Genomic DNA, 10,509 nt, shown 5'->3' with positions numbered 1-10,509 from the left:
CCCCGTACCTCCGTACGCCCCCACCCCGCGTGCCCAGCGCTGCATGGTCCTCCGCTGCTGACGGTCCCGCTCCGGACCGCCCCCCTTCCGCAGCAGCACGAGAGGACTCCCATGTCGAAGGACCCGTACGCGATCCTGCGTGCCCTCGTACGCGCCGAATCCCTCCGCAACGCCCCGAAGCCGACGCCGACGCGTGACACCCACCAGGTCACCCCGGAACCCGCGCCGGAGCAGCAGTCCCCGCCGAAGGACCACGAGCGCGACTGAGCCGCCCGCCCGGGGAGGAGGACGTGTACCGCCTCCCCGGGCCGAACCGAACCAGACCAGACCGAACCGGGCCACCGGCGCCGGCTACCGCCTCCGCCGAGCCGTTCCGAAGATCGACCGGGTGATCTCGCGGCCGATCTGCGTACCCAGACTCCGGGCCAGGGACTTGAAGACACCGCTGCCCACGACCTGCTCGACGACGGAGGAGTCCTGGTCGTCGCCCTTCCGGCCACGGCCCCGCGACGAAGCCGGCTCCGCGGGGGCCGAGGGCGCCGGAGAGGACGCGGCCTCCGCCTCCCTCGCCGTCAGCTTCTCGTACGCCGACTCCCGGTCGACCGCCTCCGCGTAACGCCCGTACAGCGGCGACGCCTGGACCGCCCGGTCGAGGGCGGCCGGATCGACGGGACCCATCAGGGACTCCGGCGCCCTCAGCCGTGTCGCCGCGACCGGCGTCGGCGCGCCCTTCTCGCTGAGGACGGTGACCACGGCCTCGCCGGTCCCGAGCGCGGTGAGGACCTCCTCCAGGTCGTACGGGGAGTTGGGGAAGGTCTTCACGGTCGACTTGAGGGCCTTCTGGTCGTCGGGCGTGAAGGCGCGCAGCGCGTGCTGCACCCGGTTGCCGAGCTGGGCGAGGACATCCCCGGGCACGTCCTTGGGCGTCTGCGTGACGAAGAAGACGCCGACCCCTTTCGAGCGAATCAGCCGGACGGTCTGGGTGATGGCGTCCAGGAATGCCTTAGACGCGTCGTTGAAGAGCAGGTGCGCCTCGTCGAAGAAGAAGACGAGCTTCGGCCTGTCCACGTCACCGACCTCCGGCAGATCGTGGAAGAGATCGGCCAGCAGCCACATCAGGAACGTGGAGAAGAGCTGCGGCTTGTCCTGCACGGCGGGCAGCTCCAGGACGGAGACCGTGCCCCGCCCGTCCCCCGCCACGCGCGACAACTCACTCGTGTCGAACTCCGGCTCCCCGAAGAACGGGCTCATCCCCTGCGCCTCGAACGCCGTCAGCGAGCGCAGGATCACCCCGGCCGTCGCCGTGGAGAGCCCGCCGATGCCCTTGAGCTCGGACTTCCCCTCGTCGGAGGTCAGGAAGGTCACCACGGCCCGCAGGTCCTTCAGGTCGACCAGCTCCAGGCCCTTCTGGTCGGCGTAGTGGAAGATCAGGCCGAGCGACTGCTCCTGGGTCTGGTTGAGCTGAAGCACCTTGGACAGCAGGACCGGCCCGAAGCTGGTGATCGTCGCGCGTACGGGGATGCCGTGGCCCATGCCCCCGAGGGCGTAGAACTCGCAGGGGAACCCGGCCGGCGTCCACTCCTGCCGGACCTCCCCGGCCCGCGCCCGCACCTTGTCGTTCTCCTGTCCCGGCGCCGAGATCCCGGAGACGTCACCCTTCACATCGGCGAGAAACACCGGCACGCCCTGCGCTGACAGCTGCTCGGCGATGAGCTGCAGGGTCTTCGTCTTGCCCGTACCGGTGGCCCCGGCGACCAGCCCGTGCCGGTTGAGCATCGGCAGCGGGATCCGGATCTGTACGTCCGGCAGGCACCGCCCGTCCCACAGCAGGGCGCCCAGATCGAGCGCGGGGCCCGTGAAGGCGTACCCGGAGGCGATTTCGAGGACCGGCTGTGGAAGCGCGGGAGCACCGCTCACGCCTTCGGGTGCCTTTGCCGGCGGCGCTTCGCTCTCAGTCATTTCAGACCCCTGTTCCCGGTTTGCCCAAGGCTGTCCTCGGCCCGCATCCGAACCGATCTTGAAAGGGTGATCTAGGAGAATTACCGGTTTGCCCCTATTTACGGCGTCATTTCCAGCGTCGCACTCCGCCACCATGGCTGCGCCCGGAAGCTCTTGACCGGTAGGCTTTCCGTGTGATCTTCAAGCGCATCGGAAACGGCCGGCCGTACCCCGACCACGGCCGGGAAAGCACCCGGCAGTGGGCGGACGTCGCGCCACGCCCGGTCCGCCTCGACCAACTGGTGACGACCAAGGGCCAGCTCGACCTGGAAACCCTGCTCGCCGAGGACTCCACGTTCTACGGCGACCTCTTCGCGCACGTCGTGAAGTGGCAGGGCGACCTCTACCTCGAAGACGGCCTCCACCGCGCCGTCCGAGCCGCCCTCCAACAACGCCAGGTCCTCCACGCCCGAGTCCTGGAACTGGACTGAGCGGACCCGGGAAGCCCGGTTCAGCGCAGCACCCCTGTCTTTTCTTGGGGGCGCGGGGAACTGCGCACCCAGCGCCGACCGCCCCGCACGCCGCGATCCACCGCACCCCACCTACCTCAAGGGGTGTGGGGAACTGCACGCTCAACCACGGCATGCCCGCACATCGCAGTCCACCGCAGCCCCCACCCACCTCAAGGGGCGCGAGGAACCGCGCACTCAGCCACGGCCGGCCCGCACCCCAAAACCCCGCCCCCCGCGGAGCGAATTGGCCCTTTCGGGTTGGACTGACCCCCGGTCAATGATCATCTAGTAGGCATCACCGCCAACGCGCACTACGCTGCGCCCATGAGCATGCTGACTCCCCCTGGCATGGGCGGCCAGTACAAGATCACGGGGGACAAGTACCCGCGGATGCGCAGAAACCGAGGGCGCCGCAGAATCGCGCTCGCGGTAGTCGCCTCCGTCGCCGCGCTCGGACTGATCGGCTGGGGAACGCTGCAGCTCATCGACGTCTTCACAGGCGGCGGCGACGAGGCTTCCGCGGCAGGACCGGCCGCCGACTGCACGGCATCCCCCTCGCCCTCCGCAAGCCCGGTCAAGGCCCTCCCCAAGCCCGCCCAGATCACCGTGAACGTCTTCAACGCCACCCCCCGCGGCGGCCTCGCCAAGGACACCGCCGACGAGCTGAAGAAACGCGGCTTCAAGATCGGCGACGTCGGCAACGCGACGAAGACGTACGACAAGAAGGTCAAGGGCGCCGGGATAGTCCTCGGTGCCAAGGCGGCCTCCGACGCCGCGCTCCCCGTCCTCGCGACGCAGCTCACGGGCGCCGAGCTGAAGACCGACACCCGCGCCAAGCCCGCGGAGGTCGACCTGATCCTCGGCACGGCCTTCAAGTCCCTGACGAAGAAAGAGGACGCCGACAAGGCCCTGACCACACTGGCCAAGCCCGCACCGACGCCCTCGGCGACGAAGAAGAGCTGCTAGCGGGCCCCGTACGGACCCGCGCGCTGCACGAGCGCGGGCCCCGTACCGGCTGCCCGCCGCCGTCTATTCGGCCGCGCCGTACATCCGGTCGCCCGCGTCGCCCAGGCCCGGGACGATGTAGCCGTGCTCGTTCAGGCGCTCGTCGACCGACGCGGTCACGACCGTGACGGGCGAGCCGGCCAGCTCGCGCTCCATGACCTCGACGCCCTCGGGGGCGGCGAGGAGGACCACGGCCGTCACATCGTCGGCGCCGCGCTTCATGAGCTCCTGGATCGCCGCGACGAGCGTGCCGCCGGTGGCGAGCATCGGGTCGAGGACGTACACCTGGCGGCCGGAGAGATCGTCCGGCATGCGGGTCGCGTACGTGGACGCCTGGAGCGTCTCCTCGTCGCGCACCATGCCCAGGAAGCCCACCTCGGCGGTCGGCAGCAGCCGCACCATGCCGTCGAGCATGCCGAGGCCGGCCCGCAGGATCGGTACGACGAGGGGGCGCGGGTGGGACAGCTTGACGCCCGTGGTCGGGGACACCGGGGTCACGATGTCGACCTGCTCGGTGCGCACGTCCCGGGTGGCCTCGTAGGCGAGCAGGGTGACCAGCTCGTCGGCGAGCCGCCGGAAGGTCGGGGAATCGGTGCGACGGTCGCGCAGCGTGGTGAGCTTGTGAGCGACCAGAGGGTGGTCGACGACGTGAAGACGCATGCCGACAAGGGTATCCGGGCGTCCGCCGCCCGCCCCTGGCCCGCCACCGACTTGTCCGACACCTCGCCCCGCCTTGAACCACCGCCAAACCTCGGCTGGCATCAAACCGCCCGTCGGAGGGAAAGTGGGAAGGACCGACTGGGGGTGTTGCCCATGTCCGACCCGGAGCAGCGGAGCCGTGAGGACCGCGAGGACCCGGTGAGCGAGGCCGCGCGACGAAGGCGCCGCGCCCAGTTCCTGCGGGAGCTCACGGAGGCGCGCGAGCTGCGCGACCGGGTGCAGCCCCGGCGGGCCAAGACGGCCCGGCTGCGCCACGCCATGCGCATGCGCACATTCCGCTGGTAGACCGCCGGTAGGCCGCGGCAGCCACGCCCGGGCAGGTCCCGCCCCGGCGCGGGCAGACCGCCCGCCTCCCGGATCGTCCGACGGCGACCCGCCCGGCGATCACTCGGGAAGCCGCGTACGAGGCGGAGGCCGTGTCGGCGTACGATCCCGCTGTCGGTGGGCGCTGGGCGCCCAGGTGAGGCCGTACGGCGGACGTGACGCACGCGACACGGGAACGGGCGCTGAGACGCGACCGGGACACAGCGAGCCGAAGACCTCTCCTGAACGCTCCGTTTCTGCCACGATTCCGAGTGGGCGGGGCTCGGCACACGCACTCCCCGCCCACAGCCTCCGCCGGGGGGACCCCCAACCGGCACGTCTATGACCAGTGGGAGAGTCACGGTGTACTTCGCCGCACTGCTCGCGCGCACCGAAGACGGGTGGGAAGCGAGCGACACAGAGCTCGACGATGTGGAGACCCTGTCGGATCTGAGCGACCTGGCCCGCGAAGCCTCGGTCGACGACGACACGGTGCTCGTCTACATCGAGCAGGAGGACGCGTGGTTCGGAGTCGTCCGCGTGGACGGCGAGGAGGACCCTCGCATCTACGTCTCGGACGCGGCGGCCGCCGCCCGCAGTTCGTACGGCGAGATCCTCCTCACCGACGAACTGCTCGGAAGGGATCCCGGCGACGACGATGTCGCCGACCTGGACTCCCTCGACCTCGACGGTACGGAGGACGGTGAACCCGACAGCGAGGCCGACGACGACGATGAGGACGACGTCGGCGTCACCGCCAAGGGTGAGACCGTGCCGTCCGGACCCATCGGAGACCGCGAGGTCCTCACGGACCTCGGCGTGAACGAGAAGGAGCTGCTGGCCCTGGACAGCACCGACGCGCTCGGTGAGATCGCCGAGCGGCTCGGCGCGGCGGAGGTCCTGGAGACCGTCCGCTGACTCCCCCGAGCACTCAGAACGAACAGGACCCCGTACGCGACCGCTGGCGGGCGGCGATGCGGCTCGCCCTGGACGAGGCCGGGTCGGCCGTCCGGGGCGGGGACGTCCCCGTCGGTGCCGTCGTGCTGTCCCCGGACGGCACGACGGTCCTCTCAACCGGCCACAACGAACGTGAGGCGACCGGCGATCCGACCGCCCACGCCGAGGTGCTCGCCATCCGGCGGGCGGCGGCGAAGCTCGGGGAGTGGCGGCTCGGCGGCTGCACGCTGGTCGTGACCCTCGAACCCTGCACGATGTGCGCGGGCGCGATCGTGCAGTCCCGCGTGGACCGTGTGGTCTACGGCGCCCGCGACGAGAAGGCGGGCGCGGCCGGCTCCCTCTGGGACGTCGTACGCGACCGGCGGCTCAACCACCGGCCCGAAGTGATCGCCGGCGTACTCGACGAGGAGTGCGCCCGGCTGCTCACCGACTTCTTCCGCGACCGCTGATCCGGGCGCCTGCGCAGCTGCCCGGCCGGGGGCCGAATACCGATTTCGGAGCACGGCCCAACGTGGGCTAGGATCTCTCTCGGTAGCGTGTCCGAGCGGCCGAAGGAGCTCGCCTCGAAAGCGAGTGTGGCGCAAGTCACCGAGGGTTCAAATCCCTCCGCTACCGCTTCTGAAGGGCCCCGTCGAAAGACGGGGCCCTTCGTGCGTTCCGAACTCGCACAACACGCGGCACGACACCCGGTACAACACTCGGCACGGTTTGAAAGATCGTCATATCAACTGTCCGGGTTACACTCACCGCCGGCAACAGGGGTCCCAACAGGCGCAGTCGACAAGACAGCAGGCAGCAGGCACACGGGGAGGCCGCGATGGCGGTGAATTCGAAGAAGATCGCCGTCTACGTGCTCATCGTGTTCGCGCTGTACGTGATCATCACCGACCCCGCCAAGGCCGCCGACTACGTCCAGATAGGGTTCGAGGGCATTTCGAATGCCGCTCAGGCCGTCGGGGACTTCATGACGTGGATCGCCGACGGGGCCAAGAACTAGGAGTCCCCGTGATCCGCCATCTGGTCCTCTTCAAGCTCAACGAGGGTGTGGAGCGCGACGACCCGCGCGTCGTCGAGGGCGTCGCCGCCTTCCGCGCCCTCGGCGGGCAGATCCCCGAACTGAAGTTCTGGGAGTGCGAGTGGAACATCACCGACCGGCCCATCGCGTACGACTTCGCGATCAACTCGGCGGTCGAGGACACGGACGCGCTCAAGCGGTACATCGAGCACCCCGCGCACCAGGCGGGCGTCGCACTGTGGCGGGAGTTCGCCACGTGGGTGATCGCCGACTACGAGTTCTGACGCGCGCCCGGCGCACGCCCCCGGCCCCTCGCCTGAACGGCGGGGGGCCGTTTCGCGTCTCCGGCCCCGCCCGGAACCCGTCGGGAACCCTCCCCGGGCCCCAACTGACGCTCAACACGGAGTTATGCGGTGCTTGCACACAGTGCACATGTCTTGTGATGCTATGACCGCTTTTGACGGATGAGTTGACGGATGTTGACCGACCCAGAGGTGGAGTTGACCGTGCCGGCCAGTACTGCGCCTCAAGCACCGCCCCATGAGCCCCCGGCTCCACCCTCGGCCCCAGCCCAGGAGCGCCTTCCCGACACCGAGGAAGGCCCGCAGCGCCGCCGCGGGGCCGACACCCGGGCCCTCACCCAGGTTCTCTTCGGTGAGCTCAAGAACCTTGAGCCGGGCAGCACCGAACACGGCCGGGTGCGGGCCGCGCTGATCGAGGCGAACCTTCCGCTGGTGCGGTACGCCGCCGCCCGGTTCCGGTCGCGCAACGAGCCCATGGAGGACGTCGTCCAGGTCGGCACCATCGGCCTGATCAACGCCATCGACCGCTTCGACCCCGACCGGGGCGTGCAGTTCCCGACCTTCGCGATGCCCACCGTGGTCGGCGAGATCAAGCGGTACTTCCGCGACAACGTCCGCACGGTCCACGTACCGCGCCGGCTGCACGAGCTGTGGGTCCAGGTGAACAGCGCGACCGAGGACCTCACGACGGCCTTCGGACGCACGCCCACGACCGGCGAGATCGCCGAGCGGCTGCGGATCACCGAGGACGAGGTACTGGCCTGCATCGAGGCCGGACGCTCGTACCACGCGACCTCGCTGGAGGCCGCCCAGGAGGGCGACGGGCTGCCGGGACTCCTCGACCGGCTCGGCTACGAGGACCCCGCGCTCGACGGGGTCGAACACCGCGACCTCGTACGGCACCTCCTCGTCCAGCTTCCCGAGCGGGAGCAGCGGATCCTTCTGCTGCGCTACTACAGCAATCTGACGCAGTCACAGATCAGTGCCGAACTGGGCGTTTCGCAGATGCATGTGTCAAGACTGCTCGCCCGCAGCTTCGCCAGACTGCGATCCGCAAACAGGATCGAGGCGTAACCCTCAAGAGCGAATCGCCCCCAAGGCCTTTTCCCGACGTTTCTGCGTCGAAAAACCATCAGACCCCCCTTTTCCAGGGCCTATTCACCCCCGTTGTGTCGACATGTCACTACAGCGTGTTGCCGACATGTGACATTCTTCCGGTGACGCGTTTGCCGCAGCCCCACCTCCGGTATTCAGGTGGAGGCTGCGTTCCTTCGACGGGAGCGTCCGCCGCGACCGTCCGCGACCCAAAGGGGGTGGCATGTCCGCAGACCAGGGCAGCTCGAAGGTGCTCACGCTCACGAAGAGCGAACCGGCGCCAGACGCGCTTCACAGTGTCGTTGCCGATGTTCCGGCCGTCCCGGCCGTGGAAGCCCCGGCCTTTCCCCCGACCTCGGAAGCCATCGACACCCGCACCCTGTCCCGCTCCCTGTTCCTGCGGCTCGCCGCACTCGACGAGAACAGCCCCGAGCGTGCCTACGTACGGGACACGCTCATCGAGCTCAACCTCCCGCTGGTGCGTTACGCCGCCGCGCGTTTCCGGTCGCGCAACGAGCCGATGGAGGACATCGTCCAGGTCGGCACGATCGGCCTGATCAAGGCGATCGACCGCTTCGACTGCGAACGCGGGGTCGAGTTCCCGACGTTCGCGATGCCGACGGTCGTGGGCGAGATCAAGCGGTTCTTCCGGGACACCTCGTGGTCGGTGCGGGTGCCGCGCCGCCTCCAGGAGCTGCGGCTGGCCCTCACCAAGGCCAGTGACGAGCTCTCCCAGAAGCTGGACCGCTCGCCGACCGTGGCCGAACTCGCCACCGTCCTCGGTGTGTCCGAGGAGGACGTGGTCGACGGCCTCGCGGTCGGCAACGCGTACACGGCGTCGTCACTCGACTCGCCGGCCCCCGAGGACGACGGCGGAGAGGGTTCCCTCGCGGACCGCCTCGGCTACGAGGACACGGCGCTGGAGGGCGTCGAGTACCGCGAGTCCCTGAAGCCTCTGCTCGCCAAGCTCCCGCCCCGCGAGCGGCGGATCATCATGCTCCGCTTCTTCGCGAACATGACGCAGTCGCAGATCGGCGAGGAGGTCGGCATCTCGCAGATGCACGTCTCCCGGCTGCTCACGCGGACGCTGTCGCAGCTGCGGGAAGGCCTGATCTCCGACTGAGGACGGTCTGCCTGATCTCCGGCCGAGACCGGTCTGCCTGATCTCCGGCTGAGATCTCTCGGCCCGGTCTCCGACCGAGACCAGGTCGAGAGGTCTCCGGTTGAGGCCGGGCCGAGAGGTCTCCGACCGGGGTCCCTTCCGAGGGTTCATAATTGACGACCCGTCAGCCACACTGGCGCGATGCGCCGACGGATGGGTCACGAGTCGATTCGCGGTCGCCGAGGTGCCCTTGTGGGCGCCTCGGCGACTGTCGTCTGCCTGGGCACGGTCCTCGCCGCCTGCGGGACCGGCGGCGGCAGTGAGGGTTACGTGGCCGTGCAGCGGCCCGCGTCCTCCGGCGAGGCGGTGGCGCCCACGGGGGATGTGGAGTTGGTTCCGCTGGAGGGCGCCGCGGCTTCCGAAGGGGCGGTGGGCGACGGCAGTTCGGGGGCTCCGGGCAGTCCGGGAAGCGTGGAAGGCGCGGGCGGGGGCGGTGGCTCGGCCGGGTCCGGGTCGGCCTCCGCGTCGGGGGCCGACGGCGGCGGTCGTACGACTCCGTCGGCGGGCGGGGGCGACTCGGGGTCCGGGTCCGGCTCCGACTCCGGTGCCGCGAGCGGGAGTTCCGGTACCAGGGCGCCGAGCGGTGGCAGTGGCGGTGCGGAGAGTCCCGCGAGTCCGTCGAAGCCTGGGCCCGCCGTGCTTTACATCGGCGACCCCGAGCGGGAGCCCGTCGACAAGCGCTGGTGCGAGAAGGTCACCGTCGGTTTCCACAACACCGGGGGCACCGCGGTGCGTTCGGGCACGGTGACCCTCGGGACGCACATCATCGGGGCGCTCGGGATCGACTGGGCGACCGTCGAGTCGGCCGAGAAGCTTCCCGCGCCGATCGCTCCGGGGGCACGGGAAGAGAAGACCTGGACGGTGTGCGTCGACGCGTGGCGCGTACCGCTGGGCATGCACGTCGAGACGCGGGACGTGTCCGTCCGGTTCGAGTAGGAGCGGGCGGGGGCGCCTCGCGGTGCCCCGGCCTACTTGAAAACCTGCGTGAGGCCTAAAGGCCTACTTGAGCGCGAGCCAGGCGACGACGGCCACGACCGCGACGGCCACGATCACGCCGACGATCAGGCCGATGCGGGGGCCCGCGGGGGCCGCCTGCTGGCGGGTGCTCTGCGGGTCGTCGACGAACGCTCGGAACATCTGGGTGCTACCCGCGGGGTCGTAGTTGCCCTCGGGGCCCTGGGTGTTTGCCATGGGCCTGGACTCTAGGTGGCGGTTCGGGTGAACGTCCACCCGGGTGCCCCTTTGGGGCGGCTCCAGTGGTGGGTGGGGGGTGGGGTGATTCGCTGGCCTCGGGGCTTCGTGGTTGGTTGCGCCTCTTAGGACACCGGTGGGTGAGGTTGGTTCGTCAGGTGACGGTTCGCCTTGGTTGCTCGCGCAGTTCCCCGCGCCCCCTAAAGACACCGGTGCGTAGGCCGGATCGTCAGGTGACCGTCCGCCCTCGTTGCTCGCGCAGTTCCCCGCGCCCCTGGGTGGGTGAGCCTCAGCCCCCACCCACCCGCA

General features: G+C 69.8%; 14 protein-coding genes and 1 tRNA gene. 12 read left to right on the top strand and 3 right to left on the bottom strand.

Annotated elements, in window-relative coordinates; all coding sequences use genetic code 11:
* Positions 1-111 precede the first annotated feature (111 nt).
* Positions 112-267, top strand: a complete 156-nt coding sequence (locus AOK17_RS51095; RefSeq protein WP_157881534.1) for a hypothetical protein — start codon at positions 112-114, stop codon at positions 265-267.
* 84 nt (positions 268-351) lie between these two features.
* Here the strand turns inward: AOK17_RS51095 and AOK17_RS44030 are convergent, their stop codons facing one another.
* Entirely contained in the window at positions 352-1,959 is a 1,608-nt protein-coding gene (locus AOK17_RS44030; protein WP_055618269.1) for a helicase HerA-like domain-containing protein, read from the bottom strand.
* A 173-nt stretch (positions 1,960-2,132) separates the two neighbouring features.
* Between AOK17_RS44030 and AOK17_RS44025 the strand changes: the two genes are divergently transcribed.
* Both AOK17_RS44025 and AOK17_RS44020 read left to right on the top strand, forming a co-directional pair.
* Positions 2,133-2,429, top strand: coding sequence for a type II toxin-antitoxin system VapB family antitoxin (locus AOK17_RS44025; RefSeq protein WP_003999914.1), 297 nt, complete (start codon positions 2,133-2,135; stop codon positions 2,427-2,429).
* 369 nt (positions 2,430-2,798) lie between these two features.
* Positions 2,799-3,416 carry a LytR C-terminal domain-containing protein gene (locus tag AOK17_RS44020; protein ID WP_055618268.1) on the top strand — a complete coding sequence of 206 codons (618 nt, stop codon included), beginning with the start codon at positions 2,799-2,801 and terminating at the stop codon, positions 3,414-3,416.
* A 63-nt stretch (positions 3,417-3,479) separates the two neighbouring features.
* Here AOK17_RS44020 and upp read toward each other — a convergent pair whose 3' ends face one another.
* Complete coding sequence (upp, locus tag AOK17_RS44015) at positions 3,480-4,115, bottom strand: uracil phosphoribosyltransferase (RefSeq protein ID WP_055618267.1); 636 nt, start codon at positions 4,113-4,115, stop codon at positions 3,480-3,482.
* A 153-nt stretch (positions 4,116-4,268) separates the two neighbouring features.
* Here upp and AOK17_RS44010 point away from each other — a divergent pair, with 153 nt between their 5' ends.
* From AOK17_RS44010 to AOK17_RS49520, 9 genes are all read left to right on the top strand, one after another.
* Positions 4,269-4,460: a hypothetical protein gene (locus AOK17_RS44010; protein WP_055618270.1), complete on the top strand. Its 192-nt coding sequence runs from the start codon at positions 4,269-4,271 to the stop codon at positions 4,458-4,460.
* A 381-nt stretch (positions 4,461-4,841) separates the two neighbouring features.
* Positions 4,842-5,396, top strand: a complete 555-nt coding sequence (locus tag AOK17_RS44005; protein ID WP_055618266.1) for a tRNA adenosine deaminase-associated protein — start codon at positions 4,842-4,844, stop codon at positions 5,394-5,396.
* Positions 5,397-5,452: 56 nt separating this feature from the next.
* Positions 5,453-5,884, top strand: coding sequence for a tRNA adenosine(34) deaminase TadA (gene tadA / locus AOK17_RS44000; RefSeq protein WP_055618265.1), 432 nt, complete (start codon positions 5,453-5,455; stop codon positions 5,882-5,884).
* An 81-nt stretch (positions 5,885-5,965) separates the two neighbouring features.
* Positions 5,966-6,050, top strand: a tRNA-Ser gene (locus AOK17_RS43995).
* A 202-nt stretch (positions 6,051-6,252) separates the two neighbouring features.
* Entirely contained in the window at positions 6,253-6,432 is a 180-nt protein-coding gene (locus AOK17_RS43990; RefSeq protein WP_055618264.1) for a hypothetical protein, read from the top strand.
* Between the two features lie 8 nt (positions 6,433-6,440).
* Entirely contained in the window at positions 6,441-6,734 is a 294-nt protein-coding gene (locus tag AOK17_RS43985; RefSeq protein ID WP_055618263.1) for a Dabb family protein, read from the top strand.
* A 192-nt stretch (positions 6,735-6,926) separates the two neighbouring features.
* Positions 6,927-7,826 carry an RNA polymerase sigma factor SigF gene (locus AOK17_RS43980; RefSeq protein WP_055618262.1) on the top strand — a complete coding sequence of 300 codons (900 nt, stop codon included), beginning with the start codon at positions 6,927-6,929 and terminating at the stop codon, positions 7,824-7,826.
* A 244-nt stretch (positions 7,827-8,070) separates the two neighbouring features.
* Positions 8,071-8,970 carry an RNA polymerase sigma factor SigF gene (locus AOK17_RS43975; RefSeq protein WP_055618261.1) on the top strand — a complete coding sequence of 300 codons (900 nt, stop codon included), beginning with the start codon at positions 8,071-8,073 and terminating at the stop codon, positions 8,968-8,970.
* 231 nt (positions 8,971-9,201) lie between these two features.
* On the top strand, positions 9,202-9,945 hold the full coding sequence (locus tag AOK17_RS49520) for a hypothetical protein (protein ID WP_245697765.1): 744 nt from the start codon (positions 9,202-9,204) through the stop codon (positions 9,943-9,945).
* A gap of 63 nt (positions 9,946-10,008) precedes the next feature.
* Here the strand turns inward: AOK17_RS49520 and AOK17_RS43965 are convergent, their stop codons facing one another.
* Positions 10,009-10,200: a hypothetical protein gene (locus AOK17_RS43965; RefSeq protein WP_055618259.1), complete on the bottom strand. Its 192-nt coding sequence runs from the start codon at positions 10,198-10,200 to the stop codon at positions 10,009-10,011.
* Between the last annotated feature and the right edge of the window lie 309 nt (positions 10,201-10,509).

The sequence above is a fragment of the Streptomyces phaeochromogenes genome (assembly GCF_001418655.1).
GTDB lineage: Bacteria > Actinomycetota > Actinomycetes > Streptomycetales > Streptomycetaceae > Streptomyces > Streptomyces phaeochromogenes.
This window is presented reverse-complemented; position numbering and strand designations above follow the sequence as displayed.